Raw genomic sequence first — 21142 nt, forward strand, 5'->3', positions numbered from 1 at the left:
CCCTGGATCTCGTCGTCGAGACCGTGCCGTTGCCGCCCTGGCCGCGCGCCGTTCCGGCCGGGGCCGCACACCGCCGTGACCGGATCCGCACAGTGCCGTGGCCGAGGACCGCGTGCCGTCGTGCCCGGGAACCACGCGGGCCCCGGGACGATCCTGACGAGCGGGACAAGATCCGTCCACCTCGGGCGCACGGTTTGTCCGGACGCACAGTTCAGACCGGGAACGACACGCGTACGGAGAGGAGCCGGCCCGTCGGCCCCAGCTCCGCCGCCACCGGGAGCCGGCCGTCGCCCTGGCCGGTCATCGCGCACAGCACGCGCGCGCCGCCGACCTCGACGGTCCCGGCCGCCACCGGGGAGGCGCGCACCGCACGCATGATCTGCCAGTGGTGGGAGTGCGGGCGGAAGTCCACCATCAGCCGCCGCCGGGGGTCCGCGTCCTTCCAGTCGAAGAGGGTGCCGGCCAGCCGCATCGCGTCCGGTACCGGCAGCCCCGTCCAGCCCTTCACTCCCTCCTCGCCCGGTTCGCCCAGCTCGGGCGCCGCGAACTCCGCCACGGCCGCGTCCTCGGCGGCGCCCCAGAACGCGACGTCGGCCAGCCCGTCGACGGGTTCGTCGTGCCGCCACAGGTCCAGCGCGTCGGCGTCCCCGAGGAGGAGTCGGGCCCAGTCGACGCGGATCTCGCCGAGGTCCACGGACCGCACGGACGGCACGGGCGGCACGGGCGGCACGGCGGGAGCGGGGGCGACGGCGACCACGACTCCGGTGTCCGTCGCCAGCACCGGCAGCGGCCGGTCCCGGGGCAGTCCGCCGACGGCCACGACGGGGACGCCGTGCATCAGGAAGCAGCCGCCGCCGCGCTCCACGCACCGCCGCACCCGTTCCCGGTGCGGCACCCGCTCGGCACAGGCCTCCAGCGCGGCGTCGAGACCGTGCTCCCGGCAGTGCGCGTCGAACTGCTCGGTGAGCCGGGTGACCCCGGACGCCGGGATGTCGTGGAGGGTCCGGCCGGGCTGCCGGTCGAAGGAGTGCGCCGCGGTGTCGGCGTCGGGGCCGGTGACCACGAAGTCGGTCGCGGCGCTCACATCGGCGGCGACCGCGGGCTCCTGGACGCCGAAGGCTCCCGGGTCCACCAGCGCCGGTGACCGCCGTCCGCTCCACATGCCGAGGTGACCGCCGTCGACGATCACCAACTCACCGGAGGGACAGGTGATCTCGCCCAGCCGCCCGTAGATCTCTCCCATGGCCGGGCAGTCTACGAACCGCGCGTTCCGGGGCAGCCCTTGCGGCGGGAGCTGTCCTGTTTTCGCCGTCGAAGGTCATCGGCGGGGAGGGGCGGCGGCCGTGAGCCACCACCGGGGACGGTCAGCCGCTCGGCCGCCGACGCGCTCCGGCCGCTCGCCCCGACCGCACCGCGGATCTCGCCCTCGCCATCAGCCCCGGCCCCGCCATCGGCCCCGCCATCGGTCCCGGCCCCGGTGCCCGGTCCGGTGACCGGCGGGACCGGGGGACCGGCACGTAGACGGTACGCGCCAGCCGCGGGCCCTCGGGTCCGTACGCCGCCCGCGGTCCGGGAAGAACCACAGCAGGGCCAGGAACGGCACGGCCGCGACGGCCGGGGAGATCGGCAGCCCGATGCCGACCCCGCCGGCCGGATCGCCCAGCGGTCCCACGAACCGGCCCGGGACGCTCTGCTCCACCGGCCGGGGTCAGTCGCCGGCGGCCGGGGTGTCCGGTCCGTCCTCGGGGGAGCCGTCCGGTGTGCCGGGATCCGTGGCGTCGGGGCCCTGCGCGCGGACCCGTCGCACCTGCTCCAAGGAGTCCCTCAACTCCGTGAGCCAGTCGTCCGTGTGGCGCTCGACGAGGCGTACGCACCAGGCGAGGGCCTCGCTGCGGCTGCGGGCCACCCCGGCGGCGATCAGCGTGTCGAGCACCTGGCGCTGGGGCTGGCGCAGCCGGGTCATCACGGGGGCGGCGACATGGGTGAACAGGGCGCGTCCGGTCCCGCACTCGACGCCCCAGGAGACCTTCTTGCGGAACCGGTGCTCGGCCTCCCGCGCCACGGCCACGCGGGCGTCACGGGTGCGCTCGCGGAACTCCTGGATCCGCGAGTCGACGGCCGCCTCCCGCTCGGCGTCCGAGACGCCTTCGGCGAGGCGGGGTTCGGGGATGCGGCCGACGACGGTGATCTCCTCACGGTCGACCGTGACCTCGCCGAGGCTCTCGAAGAGGTCGTCGGGCAGCCGGCCGGCGAACCAGCCGCGCAATGTCTCGTGCTCTTCGGCTGTAATCATGTAATGACGATTACTCCGCCGGACGGCAGGGCGCAAGAGGTCGGCGCTCCATCGGTGCGCGGCCGGCGCCCGGCCGGAAGCGGAATGTTTCAGGCCTATTGCTGAGCAGGGGATATCCGGCCAGCGACGGCCCGGGGCGGCGTGGCACCCGCTCAGTTCCAAGGGGGCCCGAAGGGGCGCGTGTTCGAATTACGTGACTTCACGCCACTGATTCAATACGCAAGGTTACTGAAACGCGTGGGGTCGAGGTGTCTTTCCGGGCGGGACTCGGCAGACTCGCGCTCGCCGCACCGGCACCACCGGGCCGGGCGGCGACCGACCGAGCGGAAGGATGCACACGATGCCGAACACCGCGCGCTGGGCAGCGACGATCACCCTGACGGCCACCGCCGTCTGCGGTCCCCTGACCGGGACCGCCCTCGCCGTGCCCGCGCCGCCCTCGCTCTACGCCCCCTCGTCCCTGGTGTTCACCACGGGCCACGGTGAGGTCGCGGCCGAGGTCGCACCCGAACGCGCGGTCACCCTGACCTGTGCGCCGACGCCCTCGGGGACCCATCCGGCGGCGGTGTCGGCCTGTGGCGCGCTGCGGGCGTCGGGCGGGGACCTCGACGCCCTGCCCACGAGACCCGACGTCCTGTGCACCCGTGAGTACGACCCCGTCGTCGTCACGGTCGACGGCGTCTGGCAGGGCAAGCGGGTCGCCTACGAGCGCACCTTCTCCAACGAGTGCGTGAAGAACTCCTACGGGACGAGCGTCTTCACGTTCTGAGGGACCGGGGTCGCGCGGTGCTCCGAGTGCGTCGACGGAGGCCCGCGGATGCGGAGGGGGGCGCGAGCCCCGTCGCGGAGCAGCGCGTGATCTCGCAACAGGGGCCGGCGGGGACGGAGTGGGGCCGTCTTCGCCGGCCCTGGCGTGTTGTCGGCGCCGGTGGGCGGGGCCGTTGCCGGTCAGTCCCTGGCCGGGCGCGGCGCGGGAGGCAGCTCCGTCAGGGGAGGGAAGCGCTCCAGGAGGCCGCAGGCCAGGAGCAGCCGGTGGATACGGGGCTGGTCGGAGAGCAGGTGGAGGGTGCCGCCCTGCTCCCTGGCCCGGCGGTCGGCCCGGCACAGCACCCGCAGCCCCGAGCAGTCGAAGAAGTCGACCGTGCGGAGGTCCACCACGATCTGTGGCGCCCCGCCCGCGGTCAGGGCGTCCAGGTGCTCGCCCAGGGCGCCGGCCGTCGCCATGTCTATCTCGCCCCGCACCTCGACCACCGTGAACCCGTTCCTCGGATGGCTGCGGGCGTACGGATTCGCCGGGGGCGGTGGGGTCCTGGCCGTCATGGCGTCTTCGGGCGGTTCGGCGGCAGTGGCATGGGGCTGTGGTGGCATTTCGGTTCCACCTCGTACAGGGTCGGGCGTATTCGATCCCGGTTGTTACCCAAGTCGCGCCGGAACCATCCATACCGCACGCATCGCGTCAGCCGGGCTTCACTCGACTCAGTGAAATTCGGCTGTAGCTGTTGACTTTTGGTCTTTGTGTTTGCTCAACGTGCCCTGTTCATGGAGGTGTTGTGGTCGTACAGTCGCCGTGCTGCCCAGGTCCCCGGCCGCACCACTCGTACGCATGACTTGTCTGGCCAAGGAGGGTTGGCGGTGGGAACGCCGGTACGCACTTCCTCGGGCGGGCCCGCGCTGCTCACCGAGCACGGGCTCATGGAGCCCGTCCGGGAGATGGAGTTCACCGCCCGTTTCGCCCGCGCGGACGGGGAGTTCGCGGCCCAGGCGGCCGCCGTGGCCGTGACGCAGGCGATCGACGCCCCGCTGTCGTTCGTCTCCCCGGTCCTCGACGCGGGCTGTTCCACGAGCAGGTGCCTGCTGGAGCGGAGCGCCGCCGACACCTGCCGCATCGTCCTCACGGCGGACACCTCGGGCATCACCGTCGCCGCCACCGACGACGTCGCGGTCCCGCTGGACGCCGACGACCGCATCGGCACCCAGGACCTGCCGCTGCTCGCCGTCGTCGACGGACTGAACGTGCACCACGGGCCCGACGGCCATGTGTGGGTCGTATGGAAAGGGTCGTGGCGGCGGACCTGACAGCCCCCGGACGGGCCCGTACCTCCTTAATGCATATGATGCGCAAGTGCGCGACTACTGCATAAGAACGGCGACCCCCGGCGACGCCGACGGCGCCCGCTCCGTGATGCTCGACACCGTCTACCGGGACTTCGGTACGGGCTACGTGCCCCGCTGGCACCGGGACATCATCGACCTCCACGGCGCCTACCTCGCGCCCGCCCGCCACACGCTGCTGATCGCGGCCGACCGGCGGGACGGAGCGGTGGTCGCGACCGCCGCCCTCGACTCCCGCGGCCCGGCCCATCCGCCGAACCCGCGCCGGCTGGCCGAGCGCTACCCCTCCGGGGAGACCGCCCAGCTGCGTCGGGTGTACGTCCGCCCCGAGGCCCGCAGACAGGGCCTGGCGACACGGCTCGTCGGCGGGCTGCTCGACTTCGCGGCGGCCGACGGCGGCTATCGCTCCGTCTATCTGCACACCGACCCCGCGGTGCCCGGCGCCGAGGCGTTCTGGCGTGCGCTGGGCAAGGCGGTCCACGACGAACGCGAGGAACCCGGCGGCGGCCAGGGAATCGTGCACTTCGACGTACCCCTGCCCTGACGACGGCACCCCGGCACCGACGCGGTTCCGCGCAGGCGCCGTTCCTCCCCGCGCCGATGACGTGCCGCGGGCACCCCCACGCACGACCTCGCACGACCTCGCACGACCTCGCACGACCACGAACGAAAGAGATCATGCTCTCATCGCCGCGCCGTCGCCGGTTCGCCGCCGGACTGCTGTCAGCCCCGCTGCTCGCACCCCTGCTCACCGGCTGCTTCGCCTCCGACGGCGGCCAGGAGTCCTCCGACGGCGCGGCGGGCCCCCGGCTGAAGGTCGCCCTCGCCTTCCCGCCCACCGAGAACTTCTCCCCGTACGGCGCCGACGCCACCCTCCTCACCCGGCTCGGCGTCACCGAGGGCCTGACCCGCCTCGACGCCAACGGCGCCGCCGCTCCCGCGCTCGCCGAGTCCTGGAGCCGCGAGAACGACCGCGGCTGGCTGTTCACCCTGCGGGACGCCACCTTCCAGGACGGCACCGAGGTCACCCCGACGGCCGTCGCCGAGGCCCTCACCCGCGCCGCGGGCGCCGACCCCGTGACCGCCGCCCTGACCGGCGTCGAACTCTCCGCCGAGGCCACGGACGACGGCCGGGTCCGCGTGAGAACCGCCGACCCCGACCCCGCCCTGCCGCTGCGCCTGTCCAGCCCCGGCCTGGTGATCCTCTCGTACAGGGCGTACGCCGACCAGGACGCGGTCAGCCCTCTCGGCACCGCCACCGGCCCCTTCGAACTCACCGAGGTCACCGGCACCACGGCCGCCACCCTCGACCGCTACGACGACTACTGGGGCGGACGCGCCCAGGCCTCCGGCGTCGACGCCACGTTCACCGCCGACGGCACCGCCCGCACGAACGCCCTGCGCACCGGCGCGGCCGACATCGCCGAGGCCGTACCCGTCTCGCAGGCCGCGTCCCTCGACAAGGCGGTCCGCCGGGAGACGGCCACCACCCGCACCACCAGCCTCCTGCTCAACACCGCGTCGGGCGCCTTCAAGGACCCGAAGGCACGGGCCGCCGCCCGCGAGGCCGTCGACACCTCCGCCCTCGCCGAGGGCGTCTACGAGGGACACGCCGACCCGGGCGCCGGGATCTACGGGCCCGCCCTGACCTGGGCGGCCGACAAGCGCGTCGCACCGGCCGGGCGGGCGCGGGCGGCCGTCGCCGACGGAACGACGCTCACCCTGGCCACGTACGACAACCGGCCCGAACTGCCCGAGGTCGCCCAGGTGCTGAAGCAGCAGCTGGAGAAGGCCGGGTTCGAGGTGAAGCTGGAGGTGCGTGAGTACTCGCGCCTGGAGAGCGACGCGCTGGCCGGGAAGTTCGACGCGTTCGTGTCCGCGCGCAACACCATGCTCGACACCGGCGACCCCCTCTCCGTCCTCGCCAGCGACTACACCTGCGACGGCGGCTACAACCTGGCCCTCCTGTGCGACAAGAAGGCCGACAAGGCCGTGTCCGACGCCGGGTCGGTCGGCGACACCGCGCAGCGGCAGGACGCGGCGATGACCGCCGAGGCGGCGATCCTCGGCACGGACGCCGTCGTTCCGCTCGTCCATCAGCGGATCGTCACGGGCGTCGGCGCCGAGGTCAGCGGCGTCCTGCTCGACCCGTACGAGCGCGGCCTCGTCGGCGTCGGCACCCGCGGCTGACGGGCGGCCGCACGTGCTCAAGGCCGCCGTACGAGGCGGCGCGCCGGTGCTGCTCTGGCGCGCCGTCCTGGTCGCCGCGCTGCTGTGCGGGGTGGGGCTGCTGCCGTGGCTCGCGCACACGGACCCGGCGCTCACCGTTTTCAGGGCCCGGTCCGCCGAGCGCACCGCGACACCCGAGGTCCTGGACAGCATCCGCGACCGGCTCGGCCTCGACGCCGGACCGGTGCGGCTGCTCGGCGACTGGCTCGGCGGACTGCTGCACGGCGACGCGGGCCGGTCGTGGATCTCCGGCGCCGAGGTCGCCCCCTCGGTCCTCCAGGCGCTCGGGGCCTCGCTGCTCCTGATGAGCGGCGCGCTGGCCGTCGCGGCGCTGACCGCGGCCGGCGTGTGCGCGCGGACCCTGCGGCTCGGGGCCGGGCGGCGACTCGACGAACGGCGCTCCGCCGGCACGGGTTCGGCGATCCTGGCCACCCTGCCCGACTTCCTGACCGCCTCGGTGCTCGCCTCCGTCGTCGCTGTGCGGCTCGGCTGGCTGCCCGCCCTCGGCTGGTACGGCCCCCGGTGGATGGTGCTGCCCGCCCTCTCGCTCGGCCTGCCCGCGGGCGCGCTGCTCGGGCGGATGCTCGACGACCTGCTGCCCGGCGCCTTCGCCGAACCGTGGGCGACGGCCGCCGCCGCGCGCGGCGTACGCGGCCGGACCGTCGCACGGCAGGCCCTGCGCCGCTGCGTGCCCGGACTCCTGCCGAACGTGGGCCTGTTCGTCGTCGGGCTGACCGGCGGCGCGGTCGCCGTGGAGCAAATCTTCGACATCCCGGGACTCGGACGGCTCTCCCTGCGGGCCGCCGTCGCCCAGGACCTGCCCGTCCTCCAGGCCGGCACCCTGGCCCTGGTCGTCCTCGCGGCGGTCGTCGGCGCCCTCGCCCGTCTCACCGCCCGCCTCCTCATCGGACCGGCCCTGCGCGACGACGCGCTGCCCTCCCTGCACCGCCCGGCCCCGCCCCGCCCCACGTCACCGCCCCTGCTGTACGGGGGACTGCTGCTCGCCGTCGTCGCCCTGGGCCTGGCCCGCGACCCCCTGGAACTGGACACCGGGGCCCGGCTCCGGCCTCCCTCCTGGACGCATCCCTTCGGCACGGACGCGCTGGGCCGCGACGTACTGGCCCGGGTCGGCCACGGAGCACTGGACACCCTGGCCCTGGCGGCCGCCGTCAGCGCGGCCGCGCTGGTCGCCGGGGTACTGCTCGGGCTGCTGCCCCGGTTCTCCGGGCCGCTGGTCGACACGGTCAACGCCGTACCGCCGGTCCTGGCCGGCCTTCTCGTCACCGCGGTCGCTGGCAGCGGGCCCGCCACCCCGGCCCTCGCGGTGACCGCCGTCGCCTGGGCACCGCTGGCCGCCCACACCTCGGCACTGCTCCGCCAGGAACGGGCCACCACCCACCTGGCGGCCACCCGCGGCCTGGGCGCGGGCCCGCTCCAACTGCTGCGCCACGAACTGCTTCCCGCCGTCCTGCCGCCGGTCCTGCGCCACGCCCTGCTCCGCCTGCCCGGGGTGGCCCTGTCCCTCGCGGCCCTGGGCTTCCTCGGCCTGGGCGCGCAGCCGCCGTCCCCGGAGTGGGGTCTGCTGCTCGCCGAGAACCAGCCGTACGCGGAACGGGCGCCCTGGGCGTCCCTGGCACCGGCGGCGGCGCTGGCCCTGCTCGGCGCCGTGGCGGTCACCGCAGGGGGCGGGGTCCGACGGCCCCGGCTTCCGCGCGTACGGCCCCGGGCACTGCGCGTACGACGCCGGGCCGGCGCGGGCCCGGCGGAGCACGCGACCACGGGCGCCACGATATCCGCGGCCGTGACCCCGGCGGAGTCCGTGACCGGGGGTCTCGCCGGGGCCGCGGGCGCGAGCCCGGCCGACAAGGACCCCGTGACGGACCCGGCGCGGAGCCGGGATGCCTGAGACGACGCCCTCGCCGGACCCACGCGGCAGCGCCGGTCGCAGGGGCGGAACCGGAGGCGAGCCGGGCCGCACCACCCGGAGAATCCCTTCCTCCCTGCGGACCTTCACCTCCCTGTCGCCGCTGCTCCGCCTCCTCGTCCTCACCCAGCTCGCCTTCAACATCGGCTTCTTCGCCGTCCTGCCCTTCCTCGCCGCGCACCTCGGCACGGCGATCGGCATGGCGGGCTGGCTGGTCGGACTGGTGCTGGGGCTGCGGACCTTCAGCCAGCAGGGGCTGTTCGTGGTGGGCGGCGCGCTGGCGGACCGCTACGGGGTGCGGCCGGTGGTGCTCGCCGGATGCGCCCTGCGGATCGCCGGCTTCGGCTGGCTCGGCCACGCGCGGACCACCTGGACGGTCGTCGCGGCCGTCCTGCTGATCGGATTCGCCGCCGCGCTCTTCTCACCCGCCGTCGAGTCGGAGGTGGCCCGCCAGGCGGTCTGCCGGGAGGCGGCGGGGGAGGGGCCGCGTACCGAGGTGCTGGCCCTGTTCACCGTGGCCGGGCAGGCCGGCGCGTTCCTTGGGCCCTTCGCCGGGGCGCTCCTGCTGGCCGTGGACTTCCGCGCGGTCTGCCTCGCCGGGGCCGGGGTCTTCGTGCTCGTCCTGGCCGGGCACGCGTGGCTGCTGCCGCAGCGCATACCCGGCCGGGTCAGGACGACCGGCCGGGGCGGGCTCCGGCGGCTGGGGCGCAACCGCCGGTTCCTGGCGCTGTGCTGCGCGTACGGCGCCTATCTGCTGGTGTACAACCAGCTGTACCAGCTGCTGCCCGTGGAGGTGGAGCGCGCGGCGGGCTCGCAGGCGCCGCTGGCCTGGCTGTTCGCGCTCTCCTCGCTGCTGGTCGTGACGGCCCAGCTGCCGGTCACGCGCTGGGCGGGCGACCGGCTCGGCCTGCGCCGGTCGACGGTGTCGGGGCTGCTGCTCGTCGCGGCGGGGTGCGCGGTCGTCGCGGCGGCCCGGCCCGCCGGGTGGACGGGCACCGTGGGGCTGCTGCCCGTGGCCGGTTACGTGGTCCTGCTCACCCTGGGACAGATGCTGGTCGCGCCCGCCGCCCGCGCCTGGGTGCCCGATCTCGCCGAGGACGGCAGGCTCGGCCTCTACACGGGCGCGCTGTCCTCGGTCTCCGGCCTCGTCGTCCTCGTCGGCAGCGCGGCGACCGGCCTTCTCCTGGACACGGGTCTGCCTCCGGCGGTGCCGTGGCTGGTGCTGGCGGTGATCCCGGTGGCGGCGGCCGCGCTGCTGCCGCGCGGCCCCGCCGTCGAGAAGCGCGGGGCCGTGTCGTCGAGCGGCTCCGCCGCGGCGCGCGACCGGCCGGCACCGCGCCGCAGCCCAGCAGAAGAGGGGCCGCCGTCTCCCTGAAGACGGCGGCCCCTCGGTCTGTGCGGCGACGCGGTCACGTCACCCGCGGGTACCTCACATGTGGACGACCGGCGCGGCGTCCGGGTCGTGCTCGGCCACGCCGCGGCGGTAGAGCAGGAACGTGATCAGGGCGCCCGCCACGAAGAAGCCGGACGACCACCAGAAGGCGGTGGTATAGCTCTCGATCGACGACTGGGCGCGGACCAGCGGGTCGGTCGCGTCCTTGCCGACCAGGAAGCTGGTCGCGGCGCTCGCGGCGAGCGTGTTGAGGAGCGCGGTACCGATGGAACCGCCCACCTGCTGCATGGTGTTGACCGTCGCCGAGGCGACACCCGCGTCCTCCGCCGCGACCCCGCTGGTGGCCAGGGCCATGGCGGGCGGCATCACGATGCCGAGCCCGGCGCCGGTCAGGAGCAGCGGCGGCAGCACGGCGGTGGAGAAGTCGGAGTCCACCCCGATGCCGGCCAGCCAGGCCATCGCGACGGCGGCGAGTGCGAAGCCCGCCGGGATGACGGTCTTCGGTCCGATGCGCGGCACCAGGATCGTGGTGGACACCTGGGCCATGACCATCAGCGCCGCCATCATCGGCAGGAAGGCCACACCGGTCTTGGTCGGGCTGAAGCCCAGGTTCAGCTGCAGGTAGTAGGTGAGGAAGAGGAAGACACCGAACATGCCCGCGCCGGTCACCAGGACGGCGATGAACGAGGCGGCGCGGGTGCGGTCGAGCAGGACGCGCATCGGCAGCAGCGGGTGCGCCGCCCGGGTCTGCCACCAGCCGAACACCGTCAGGAGCACGGCGCCCGCCACCAGGAAGCCCCAGGTCAGGGGCGAGCCCCAGTCGTGGGTCTCGGCGTTGGAGAAGCCGTAGACGACGGAGAAGAGACCGGCGGAGACGGCCAGCGCGCCCGGCAGGTCCAGCTTGGAGTTCGCGGCGTCACGGTGGTTGTTCAGGAGCACCCAGCCGCCCGCGAAGGCGGCGACGGCGAAGACGATGTTGACGTACAGGGTCCAGCGCCAGTCCAGCGCGTCGGTGAGGACACCGCCGAGCAGCAGGCCGAGCGCGCCGCCCGCACCGGCGATCGCGCCGTACACGCTGAACGCCTTGGCGCGCTCCTTGGCGTCGGTGAACGTCGTGTTCAGGAGGGAGAGCGCGGCGGGCGCGAGGAGGGCGCCGAAGACACCCTGGAGGGCGCGCGCGGTGACGAGCATCCCGAAGCTGTTCGCCGCGCCGCCGAGCACGGAGGCTCCGGCGAATCCGGCGACGCCGATGAGGAAGGCGGGCTTGCGTCCGAACAGGTCGGCGATGCGGCCGCCCAGCAGGAGCAGCGAGGCGAAGGCGAGCGCGTACGCCGTGACGATCCACTGCCGGTTGCCGTCGCTGAAGCCGAGGTCCGCCTGTGCCGAGGGCAGGGCGATGTTCACGATGGTCGCGTCCAGCACCACCATCAGCTGCGCGATCCCGATGATGGAGAGGATCCACCATCGGTTCGCCGCCGGCGGCGTCGCGCCGGGTGCGTCCGCGGCGCCCTTGCGGGCCCCTTCGGACAGGGTCTGGGTCTTGGCCATGAGGAGGAGCCCTCCAGGGAAAAGGGGAAAGTCCGCTCGTACTGCACGGGGGAGCACATGAACGACACATGAACGAAACTGTTTCGTACGCATCGAGGCTAGACCACTTTTATCGAAACGCCAAAGTTTCGCTAGTGAGACGGACGTCACATGGCGCGCTCCGGCGGCGGATCCACCGGACCCCGGCCCCCGTCCGTACCCCTACTGCATCTGCCGTCGCACCAGCTCGTGCAGCCGTCCGCCGGTGTCCGCCAGCAGCTCTGCGGGCGAGCCCTGCTGGGCGATCCGGCCGTCCTCCATCACGATGACGCGGTCCGCGTCCATGACGGTGGTCAGCCGGTGCGCGATCACCACACGGGAGGCGTTGAGCGCGCGGGTGCTCTCGATGACCGTGCGCTGCGTCTCGTTGTCCAGGGCGCTGGTCGCCTCGTCGAAGAACAGGATGCGCGGACGGCGGATCAGGGCCTGGGCGATCATCAGCCGCTGGCGCTGGCCGCCGGAGACCGCGCTGCCGCCCGAGACGATGGTGTGCAGCCCCATCGGCATCCGCTCGATGTCCTCGGCGAGCCCGGCCATCCGGGCCGCGGCCATCGCCTCCTCGGGCGTGTAGGGCTCCGTACCGCAGATGACGTCGAGGATCGAGCCCGAGAACGGCTGCGCGTGCTGGAGCACGACACCGCACTGCCTGCGTACGGCCGACTGGTCGAGGGCCGCCAGGTCCTGGCCGTCGTACAGCACGCTGCCGGAGAGCGGCCTGTCGAAGCCGATGAGCAGCCGCAGCAGGGTGGACTTGCCGCAGCCGCTGGGGCCGACGACGGCCACGAACTCGCCGGGCCGGATCGCGAAGGACACGTCGTCCAGGACCAGCGGCCCGTCGTCGGTGTACCGGAAGGACAGCTTCTTCGCCTCGATCGCCCCGGTGAGTTCGGCGGGGCGCGTGCTCGCCACGCGCACCTCGGGCGTCGCGTCGAGCACCGGCTTGATCTCCTCGAACATCGGCAGCGCGGCGACCATCGACACGAAGGAACCCGTCAGCTGGGTGACCGAGGAGAGCAGCATCGTCATCGAGGTGTTGAAGGTGAGGAAGGCCGCGGCCGACAGGGAACCGCGCGCGGGTCCCGCCAGCAGCATGAACATGATGAGCGAGCAGAGCGGCAGATACACCGAGCCGAGCACGGTCGTGAGGTTCTTGATCCGGCCCACCTGCTGCTGGAGCTCACGGCTGCGGGCGAACTCGCCGGCCCAGGCCGCGTACGCGTAGTTCTCCGCCGCCGCGACCCGCAGCTTCGGCAGACCGCGCAGGGTCTGGAAGGCCTGGTTGTTGAGCTTGTTGCTCAGCACGATCAGCCGGCGCTGCCAGCGCACCTGCCACAGACCGAGCCCGAGGAACACCGCGGCGATCACCACGAGCATCCCGATCGCGGCGAGCGCCATCGGGACACTGAACCAGAACAGCAGCGCGAGGTTCATCACGCCGACCGTCACCGACTGGACCACCACCGGGCCCAGGCCGGCCATCATGCGGCGGATGGCGCTGATACCCATGGCGGCACTGGCCAGTTCACCGGTGGAGCGCGAGGTGAAGAACGCCGTGGGCAGCCGCAGCAGCCGGTCCCACACGGCCGGCTGGAGCGTGGCCTCGATCCGGCCCTCCAGGCGCAGCATGGTGAGGTTCTGCATCAGCGTGAACGCCGCCGACACCACACCGGCGACCATGACGGCCAGGCAGACCTGGACGATCAGGCTCTCCTGGGCCTTCGGCACGAACTCACCCAGCACCTGGCCGGTCGCGAGCGGCACCAGCGCGCCGAGCGCCACCGTCACCAGACCGCTGAGCGCCAGGTTGCGCAGGTCGCCGCCGGTGCCCTGGAGGCTGAACCGCAGCAGCCGCAGCGGGGTCAGCCCGCGCTCGGGCAGCGGCCGGTAGAACATCACCCCGCGCGGCTCGAACTCCGCCGCGTTGGCCTTCTCGACCGGCGTCTCGCGGCCGCTCGACGGATGCACCGCCACATACCCGCCGCGCCGCCACAGCAGCGCCACCGGAGCACCCGAGGCGACCCGGTGCCCGACGAGCGCGCCGACGTCGTCGCGCCACCAGCGCCCGTCGAGGCGTACGGCACGGGCCCGGACGCGGGAGGCGAGCGCGATCCGCTCGACCGGGTCGAGCCGGTCGCTCTGCGAGCCGCCCTTCGCGGGGTCGCAGAGGGTGATCCCGGTCGCGCGGGCGACGAGCCTGCACGCCGCGTACGTGGCATCGGCGTCGGCCGCGCCGGGACCCGGCCCCGAGCGCTTGGAGACGGAGGCCAGCAGGGTGCGGTCGGCCTGGGCGCGGACCGCCTCGCCCGCCTTGATGCCGGCGGCCGTCCGGTTCTCGTGGGTGCGCTCCAGCTGTTCGATCCAGCGGTCGAGCGTGGCCAGCAGCCGGTACTGCTGGTCGACCGTCGACTGCCACAGCGCAGGGTCGAGCAACAGGTCCGCCGCGGCCTCGGCGCCGTACAGGGAGCCGTACTGCACACTGCCCGGCGGCACCTGCGTCCACAGGACGTCGTCGTCGGTGGGGGCCGCGCCCCGCTCGGTGGCGAGCGGCGCCTCGAAGAGGATGGCCAGACCCCGGCCGAGGCCGAGGGAGAGGGCGTACTCCAGGGGGCTGGTGGACGGGGGGACGTACTGGGGGGTGCCGTACGCGTCGTACGTCCAGGTCTGGGTCTGCGGGGGCTGGTACAGCTCGCGCAGTTCGATCCGGCGCAGGACGCACGCGCGCAGCGGCCGCCCGACGAGCGTGTGCTGGGGTCCCGCGACCGGGCCGAGCAGCAGCGAGCCCGCTTCGAGACGGCCGAGGTGGTGCCAGTGCCCCTGCCCGGCCGCGTCCACGGCGAACAGGTCCATGGCCCCGGCCGCGACGAGCCACAGGACGTGCGGCCCTTCCAGATCGAGGCGATTGAACCCCGAGCCGTCCACCGGGGCGCCCATGCCGCCGAGCGCGGCGAGCACGTAGTCGCCCTCGGTGACGGGCTGCTGGGGTTGCTGCGACTGGTACTGCGCGTTCTGTGCGTTCTGCTCGTTCTGCGGATACACGGACGTCATCTCAACGCTCCCTGACCAGCTCGGCGTACGCGCCGCCGGCCGCCACCAGGGCGTCGTGACGCCCGCGTTCCACGATCGTGCCGTGCTGGAGCACCACGATCTCGTCGCTGTCGCGCACGGTGCTCAGCCGGTGCGCGATCACCACACAGGCACAGCCGCGCCTGCGCAGGTTGTCCATCACGACCTGCTCGGTCTGCGCGTCCAGCGCGCTCGTCACCTCGTCCAGCACCAGGATGCTGGGCCTGCGGACCAACGCCCGCGCGATCTCCAGGCGCTGGCGCTGGCCGCCGGAGAAGTTGCGGCCGTCCTGCTCGACCCGGCTCTGGATTCCGCCGGGGCGCCGCATCACCACGTCGTACAGCGCCGCGTCCCGCAGCGCGGTGACCACCGCCTCGTCGGGGACCGAGGGGTCCCACAGCGCGATGTTGTCGCGGACCGTGCCCTCGAAGAGGAAGACGTCCTGGTCGACGAAGGAGACGGAGGACGCGAGCGCGCCGCGCGGGATGTCCTCCAGCCACTGCCCGTCGATCCGGATCACGCCCTCCCAGGGCGTGTACAGGCCCGAGATCAGCCGGGACACCGTCGACTTGCCGCTGCCGGAACCGCCCACGAGGGCGACCTGCTGGCCCGGACCGACCGTCAGCGAGAACCCGGTGAGAAGCGGCTTGTCGAGCGGGCTGTACCCGAAGGTGATGTTCGACAGCTCGACATGGCCCTGCAGCCGGCGGGTGCTGTCGCTCGCGCCGCGCCGCGCGTAGAGCGGGTCCGCGGCGAAGTTCTCGACGTCCTTGAGGCGCGCCACGTCCGCCGCGAAGTCCTGGATACGCCCCGCGACCCCGTTGAGCCGGGTGATCGGCGCGGTGAAGCGGGTCACCAGAGCCTGGAACGCCACGAGCAGACCGATGGAGATGTGCCCCTCCACGGCCCGCATGCCGCCGATCCACAGGATCAGCGCGCTGTTGAGCGTCGCCAGCGTGGGCGCGACGACACCCAGCCAGGCGCTCGGCACACCGAGACGCTGCTGCTCCTCCAGGGTGGTGGCGTGCTGCCCCGCCCACTTGCGGAAGTAGCCGTCCTCACCGCCGGTCGCCTTCATCGTCTCGATCAACTGCAGCCCGGTGTACGCCGTGTTCGTCAGCCGCGCGCTGTCGGCCCGCAGCTTCGCCGTCCGTGTCGCGCGCAGCCGGATCACGACCCGCATCGCCACCACGTTGAGCAGGGCGACCCCGATGCCCACGGCCGTGAGCTGCGGATCGTACGTGTACAGCAGCACGGCGTAGAGAACCACGACGATCGCGTCCACGCCGGCCGCCGAGAGGTCCCGGGCCAGCGTCTCGGCCACCGCGTCGTTGGACTGGAGCCGCTGCACCAGGTCGGCCGGGCTGCGCTGGGAGAAGAAGGTGACCGGCAGCCGCAGCAGATGCCGCAGGAACCTGGCGCTGCTGAGCGTCGAGGAGATGAGGCGGCCGCGCAGCAGGTTCGCCTGCTGCAGCCAGGTCAGCACCACCGTCAGCAGCACGCTCGCGCCCATCGACGCGAACAGCACCCCGAGCAGCGAGGTCTGTCCGCCGATCAGGAACATGTCGATGTACGTACGGCTGAGCGCGGGCACGGCCGCGCCGACCGCCACCAGCAGCAGACTGGCCAGCACGGCGGCCGGCATGGTGCCCGAGGTGCCGCGCAGCCGGGCCGGCATGGCGCCCATGACCCCGGGCCTGCGGCCGCCCTTCTCGAAGTCGGGACCCGGCTCCAGGACCAGCACGACGCCCGTGAAGCTGGTGTCGAAGTCCTCCATGGGGACGAACCGCCGCCCCTTGCCGGGGTCGTTGATGTGCACCCCGCGCCGGCCGAAGCGGCGCCCCGTCCCGTCGAAGACGACGTAGTGGTTGAACTCCCAGAACAGGATCGCCGGAGCGTGCACCTCGGCGAGCGCCGCCGTGTCCATCTGCATGCCCTTGGCGGTGAGACCGTAACTGCGCGCGGCCTTCAGCAGGTTGCTGGCCCGTGAGCCGTCGCGCGAGACACCGCAGGCGATGCGCAGCTCCTCCAGCGGGATGTGCCGCCCGTGGTGGCCGAGCACCATCGCCAGGGAGGCGGCGCCGCACTCGACGGCCTCCATCTGGAGGACGGTGGGCGTACGGACGCGTCTGCCCCGGCCCCTGGGGACCTTGCGCCTGGGCGGCGCGGCCCGGCGGCGGCCCCGTACGGGAGGCGGCAGTTGCTCCTCGGCGGTGGGCGTGGCCGACGAGGTGTCCTGGGGGGCGGTCACGGCAGCAGCCAATCGATCGGGCGCTGGTCGTCCAGGCGGATCGAACCGGAGGCCATGACCATGGAGTCGAGGCGGAACGGCGGACCCTGCGCGGACGACCACCGGTAACCGGACTTCGTGCCGGAAGACCTCTCGAGCCGGACGAGGACGGCCACGGGCCTGCCCTTCTCGGTGAACTGCTCACCGAGCTGGCTGTCGCCGAGGAAGGCGCCGATCTGCTGCGGCGACTGGGCGGCCCGGTCGACGGACTTCACCCGGCCGCGCAGCACCCCGTACTCCTGGGTCGGCACGGACTGGACGGTCAGGTCGACGGCGGCGTCCGCGGGGATCGTGGCGGCGTTCTCGGCGGGCACGTACACCGTCGCGTACAGCGGGTCGTCGGTGTCGGCGACCTTCTCCACGGCGGCGACGTTCGTACCGGTGCCGACGATCGCGCCGATCGTGGCGGCGAGCCCGGTGACCCGGCCCGCGGCGACGCTGCGCACGACGGTCTCGCCCTTCGCCGTACGGATCTTGAGGACGGGGGAGTTCGCGGCGATCCGCCGGCCCTGCTCGGTGAGGACCGCGGTGACCTGGCCGGAGACAGGGCTTTGCAGGAGGTAACTGCCTTGCCCGTGCGTGAGGATGGCGGGCGCGCTCACGGTGGACGCCACGGAGCCCGTCACGGCCCACACCGAAGCGGCCGCCATGACCACGACGGTCACGGACAGCACGAGCCAGCCCTGGGGACGGGCGAAGCGCACCGGCAGGTCGAGCTCCTCCGGCGACTGCAGTTTGGCGAGGGCCTGTTGGCGGAACTGCACGGGTTTTCCCTCACCTGCGAGTGACGGGCGGCGGGCTCAGGAGCGCCCCGCGGGCGGACCGGGACCCCAGAAGAAGGAGGGGGCACACCCGTGAGCCCCGGAACCGGGGGGAATGGTTCCGGGACTCACGGCACGCTATGCGATCACAGAAGTGATCAGAGACCGGCGACCAGGCCGGTGACCGGCGCGGTGTTCAGGCCGGTCGCGCCCTCGACCGTGCCGACGACGGTGTCGACCAGGCCGGAGACCGGGGCGATGCCGTTGACGGCGCCGGTGACGCTGCTGACGGCGTTGAGCGCGAGGCCGCCGGAGACGTTGTCGAGGTCCGCGTCGGAGATCTCGGCGGTCTGAACCTGGGGGGTGGAGTTCATGATGGAACTTCCCTTCCTATTGATATTTCACAAGGGGGTGAGCGGCCCCCTCTGGGGACAGATGCGGCCGCGGCCGCGAGCGCCCGGATCCGGTAACCGGAAACCACCGAACGGCCCCCGCGGTGCAATGGATCAAAGCACGGTGGTGCGTCGCGTATCCAATCAACGGGTCGGGTGATCCGGGTATTTGACAGACGGTCCGGTTCAACCGTGCAGGACCGGTCACCGCGTGGTGGCGACTTCTTCACACGATTCGGGGGTCATTCACAGCCCGGTGACAGACACCGGGATCCGGAATCGGGCACACCTCGCCAAAGACGCGGCACGCGGTGACCCGCCGTGCGGATCGCCGCGTGCCGTGACGTGGGTGCGTATTCGATGTGCAGATTTCCTGAAGCAGGGATTCCGCTCGGCGTGCCGAACAGCCTGTCGCCGTACGGTCACGGAAAGCGACCGGGCGGGCGAGGGATCCGGCGGGGCCGGCCCGCGGTCAGTTCAGCTGCTTGAGGAGCTCCGCCGCGAGCGGTGCCGAGGACGCGGGGTTCTGCCCGGTGACGAGATTCCGGTCGACGACCACGTACGGGGCCCACGGCTCGCCCTCCTGGAAGTGGGCGCCGATCTCCACCAGGCGGTCCTGGAGCAGCCACTTGGCCTTGTCGGCGAGCCCCGCCTGGGTCTCCTCGACGTTGGTGAACCCGGTGAGGCGGTAGCCGGCGAAGGCGTTCTCGCCGTCCTGGCCGGTGGCCGCCAGCAGTGCGGCCGGGGCGTGGCAGACGACACCGAGCGGCTTGCCGGACTCCAGGGCGCGGGTGAGGAGCCGGCCCGAGGCGGCGTCCACCGCGAGGTCCTCCATCGGTCCGTGGCCGCCGGGGTAGTAGACGGCCGCGTACGCGTCGAGGTCGACGTCCTCCAGACGGATCGGGTGCCGCAGTCCGTCGAACGAGGCGAGCGTGGCGGCGACCTCGTCCGCGCCCTCCTGTCCGCCGTTGAGCTCGGGGGCCAGACTGCCCCGGTCCACGGTCGGCACGACGCCGCCGGGAGTGGCCACGGTGATCTCGTGGCCCGCGGCCCGGAACGCCTCGTACGGGGCCGCGGCCTCCTCCGCCCAGAAGCCGGTCGGATGTTTCGTGCCGTCCGCGAGAGTCCAGAAATCGGCACCGGTCACTACGAAAAGAATTTTCGACATACCTCGACGGTAGGCGGGCGGGACACGGAGCTCCAATTAGGGGGATCCATTGGAGGACATCGGATTTCCCACGGCATCACGGGAATGGACCCACATGGTCCGACACGGCGGTCGGTGCATGTGGCCGTATTCCGGCGACTTTCGCCCGTCGCAAAGCATTCCGGCCGAATATCGGTGGGGTGCCGTCCTGGCCGTGATCCGTCGTGATCCGTTGTGATCTGCCGAGATCTCCGGTGTGCAATCCGTGCGCGGACCGCGTTCCGTGAGCGCCGGCCCGAACAGGTGCCTCCCGGTGCGGGTCGCCCCTGTTCGTCCCGCTGTCCACCCCCTCGGGCGGTACGTGCGCACGGCCGATTCGTGCTTTCGCAAAGGAAGTTGGGGAACGGCGTTGAACGCCCCACGCGTCGCTTGCGTATCAACAGCCATCCAGGCACCCCGCAGTCAGCTGCCACCCGGCGGCTCGGACCCCCCAGTCCCCAGGAGGTCAAGAAGTTGAGTCACAAGCGGATACCGAAGCGCAAGGCCGTCATAGCCGCAGGAGGCGTGGTCGCCCTCGGCGCGGCAGCCCTCATCCTGCCCAACGCCATGGCGTCCCAGACCGATGCGACGGAAGGTGCCGCCCCCAGAACGCTGAAGGCCGCGGACGCGTCCGACCTCGCCTCGCAGCTGGCCGGCCAGCTCGGCGAAGCGTTTGCCGGTGCGTACTACGACTCCGGTGAGCAGCAGCTCGTCATCAACGTCGTGGGCGACAACAACACCGTCACGCTGGCGCAGAAGGCGGGTGCGGTCGTCCGGCAGGTCGAGAACAGCACCGCCGAACTCACCTCGGCCTCGCAGACGCTGAAGGCCGACGCGACCATTCCCGGCACCTCCTGGGCGGTGGACCCCCGGACCAACAAGATCCAGGTCACCGCCGACAGCACCGTCACGGGCGCCAAGTGGGACCGGCTGGAGTCGACCGTCCAGACCCTCGGCGCGGGCATGGCGACCATCAAGAAGTCCGCCGGTGAGTTCAAGACGTTCGTCGAGGGCGGCGACGCCATCTTCGGCGGCGGCGCACGCTGCTCGCTCGGCTTCAACGTCGTCGCCGACGACGGCTCCCCTGCCTTCCTGACCGCGGGTCACTGCGGTGTCGCCGCCGCCGAGTGGTCGGACGCGCAGGACGGCGCGCCGATCGGCACGGTCGAGACGGCCACGTTCCCCGGTGCCGGCGACTTCGCCCTCGTCAAGTACGACGACCCGGCGACCGAGGCGCCCAGCACGGTGAACACCGGCGAGCAGGCCGTGGAGATCACGCAGGCCGCGGAGGCCGCGGTCGGCGAGACCGTGATCCGGATGGGCAGCACCACCGGTCTCAACGACGGTCAGGTCACCGGCCTCGACGCCACCGTGAACTACCCGGAGGGCACGGTCACGGGCCTCATCCAGACCGATGTGTGCGCCGAGCCCGGCGACAGCGGCGGCTCCCTGTTCACCGCGGACGGCAGCGCGATCGGCCTCACCTCGGGCGGCAGCGGTGACTGCACCGTCGGCGGCGAGACCTTCTTCCAGCCGGTGACCACCGCACTGACCGCGGTGGGCGCGACCCTCGGCGCGGGCGACGCCGCCGGAGCCGGCGGCGCCGGTGACGAGGCAGGCGCGGGCGACGAAGCGGGCGCGGACGACGAGGCCGGAGCAGGTCAGGAGGCCGGCGCCGGTGACGAGGCCGGCGCCGGTGGTGACGCGGTCGGCGGCGAAGAGGCCGGCGCCGAGGAGCAGACCGGTGGCGCGGCTGACCAGACCGGCGAGGCCGGCAATGGACACGGTGACGCCGCGGACGACGGCTCGTCCTGGTAACCGACCAGTGACCTGACCGTACGTCAGTGGCGGCGCCGTCCGGAAGCGGACCGGTTTTCTCCGGCGGGAGGACCGGGCCGCTCCGGCCGGAGAG

General features: G+C 73.0%; 16 protein-coding genes. 7 read left to right on the forward strand and 9 right to left on the reverse strand.

Annotated features, from left to right (window positions below):
• Nucleotides 1-211: 211 nt before the first annotated feature.
• Both ACLVWQ_RS04045 and ACLVWQ_RS04050 read right to left on the reverse strand, forming a co-directional pair.
• Nucleotides 212-1243 carry a hypothetical protein gene (locus tag ACLVWQ_RS04045; protein WP_414106743.1) on the reverse strand — a complete coding sequence of 344 codons (1032 nt, stop codon included), beginning with the start codon at nt 1241-1243 and terminating at the stop codon, nt 212-214.
• Nucleotides 1244-1708: 465 nt separating this feature from the next.
• Nucleotides 1709-2293, reverse strand: a complete 585-nt coding sequence (locus ACLVWQ_RS04050; RefSeq protein WP_414106744.1) for a hypothetical protein — start codon at nt 2291-2293, stop codon at nt 1709-1711.
• 340 nt (nt 2294-2633) lie between these two features.
• Between ACLVWQ_RS04050 and ACLVWQ_RS04055 the strand changes: the two genes are divergently transcribed.
• On the forward strand, nt 2634-3062 hold the full coding sequence (locus ACLVWQ_RS04055) for a protease inhibitor (RefSeq protein ID WP_414106745.1): 429 nt from the start codon (nt 2634-2636) through the stop codon (nt 3060-3062).
• 179 nt (nt 3063-3241) lie between these two features.
• Here the strand turns inward: ACLVWQ_RS04055 and ACLVWQ_RS04060 are convergent, their stop codons facing one another.
• A complete protein-coding gene (locus ACLVWQ_RS04060; protein ID WP_414106746.1) occupies nt 3242-3661 on the reverse strand; it encodes an STAS domain-containing protein in 420 nt (139 codons plus the stop codon).
• A 264-nt stretch (nt 3662-3925) separates the two neighbouring features.
• Between ACLVWQ_RS04060 and ACLVWQ_RS04065 the strand changes: the two genes are divergently transcribed.
• From ACLVWQ_RS04065 to ACLVWQ_RS04085, 5 genes are all read left to right on the forward strand, one after another.
• Complete coding sequence (locus ACLVWQ_RS04065; protein ID WP_414106747.1) at nt 3926-4369, forward strand: hypothetical protein; 444 nt, start codon at nt 3926-3928, stop codon at nt 4367-4369.
• 46 nt (nt 4370-4415) lie between these two features.
• The gene (locus ACLVWQ_RS04070; RefSeq protein WP_414106748.1) at nt 4416-4949 is read left to right on the forward strand and encodes a GNAT family N-acetyltransferase; all 534 of its coding nucleotides are present in this window, start codon (nt 4416-4418) and stop codon (nt 4947-4949) included.
• 134 nt (nt 4950-5083) lie between these two features.
• On the forward strand, nt 5084-6595 hold the full coding sequence (locus tag ACLVWQ_RS04075) for an ABC transporter substrate-binding protein (RefSeq protein ID WP_414106749.1): 1512 nt from the start codon (nt 5084-5086) through the stop codon (nt 6593-6595).
• A 13-nt stretch (nt 6596-6608) separates the two neighbouring features.
• Entirely contained in the window at nt 6609-8540 is a 1932-nt protein-coding gene (locus ACLVWQ_RS04080) for an ABC transporter permease subunit (RefSeq protein WP_414106750.1), read from the forward strand.
• Nucleotides 8533-9933, forward strand: a complete 1401-nt coding sequence (locus ACLVWQ_RS04085) for an MDR family MFS transporter (RefSeq protein WP_414106751.1) — start codon at nt 8533-8535, stop codon at nt 9931-9933. The genes ACLVWQ_RS04080 and ACLVWQ_RS04085 overlap by 8 nt, the downstream gene beginning before the upstream one ends.
• 54 nt (nt 9934-9987) lie before the next feature.
• Here ACLVWQ_RS04085 and ACLVWQ_RS04090 read toward each other — a convergent pair whose 3' ends face one another.
• The 6 genes from ACLVWQ_RS04090 to ACLVWQ_RS04115 all read right to left on the reverse strand — a co-directional run bounded on the left by ACLVWQ_RS04090 (nt 9988) and on the right by ACLVWQ_RS04115 (nt 19212).
• Complete coding sequence (locus tag ACLVWQ_RS04090) at nt 9988-11499, reverse strand: MFS transporter (protein WP_414106752.1); 1512 nt, start codon at nt 11497-11499, stop codon at nt 9988-9990.
• A 201-nt stretch (nt 11500-11700) separates the two neighbouring features.
• Complete coding sequence (locus ACLVWQ_RS04095; protein WP_414107386.1) at nt 11701-14469, reverse strand: NHLP bacteriocin export ABC transporter permease/ATPase subunit; 2769 nt, start codon at nt 14467-14469, stop codon at nt 11701-11703.
• A 115-nt stretch (nt 14470-14584) separates the two neighbouring features.
• Nucleotides 14585-16801: an NHLP family bacteriocin export ABC transporter peptidase/permease/ATPase subunit gene (locus tag ACLVWQ_RS04100; protein WP_414107387.1), complete on the reverse strand. Its 2217-nt coding sequence runs from the start codon at nt 16799-16801 to the stop codon at nt 14585-14587.
• A 47-nt stretch (nt 16802-16848) separates the two neighbouring features.
• Nucleotides 16849-17655 carry an HlyD family efflux transporter periplasmic adaptor subunit gene (locus ACLVWQ_RS04105; protein WP_414106753.1) on the reverse strand — a complete coding sequence of 269 codons (807 nt, stop codon included), beginning with the start codon at nt 17653-17655 and terminating at the stop codon, nt 16849-16851.
• Between the two features lie 155 nt (nt 17656-17810).
• Nucleotides 17811-18026 (reverse strand): type A2 lantipeptide, encoded by a 216-nt coding sequence (locus ACLVWQ_RS04110; RefSeq protein ID WP_414106754.1) that lies wholly within the window; start codon nt 18024-18026, stop codon nt 17811-17813.
• Between the two features lie 490 nt (nt 18027-18516).
• Nucleotides 18517-19212 (reverse strand): type 1 glutamine amidotransferase domain-containing protein, encoded by a 696-nt coding sequence (locus ACLVWQ_RS04115; RefSeq protein ID WP_414106755.1) that lies wholly within the window; start codon nt 19210-19212, stop codon nt 18517-18519.
• A 492-nt stretch (nt 19213-19704) separates the two neighbouring features.
• Between ACLVWQ_RS04115 and ACLVWQ_RS04120 the strand changes: the two genes are divergently transcribed.
• Nucleotides 19705-21048: a S1 family peptidase gene (locus tag ACLVWQ_RS04120; protein ID WP_414106756.1), complete on the forward strand. Its 1344-nt coding sequence runs from the start codon at nt 19705-19707 to the stop codon at nt 21046-21048.
• Nucleotides 21049-21142 lie beyond the last annotated feature (94 nt).

This window comes from Streptomyces sp. CWNU-52B (assembly GCF_047444975.1).
GTDB lineage: Bacteria > Actinomycetota > Actinomycetes > Streptomycetales > Streptomycetaceae > Streptomyces.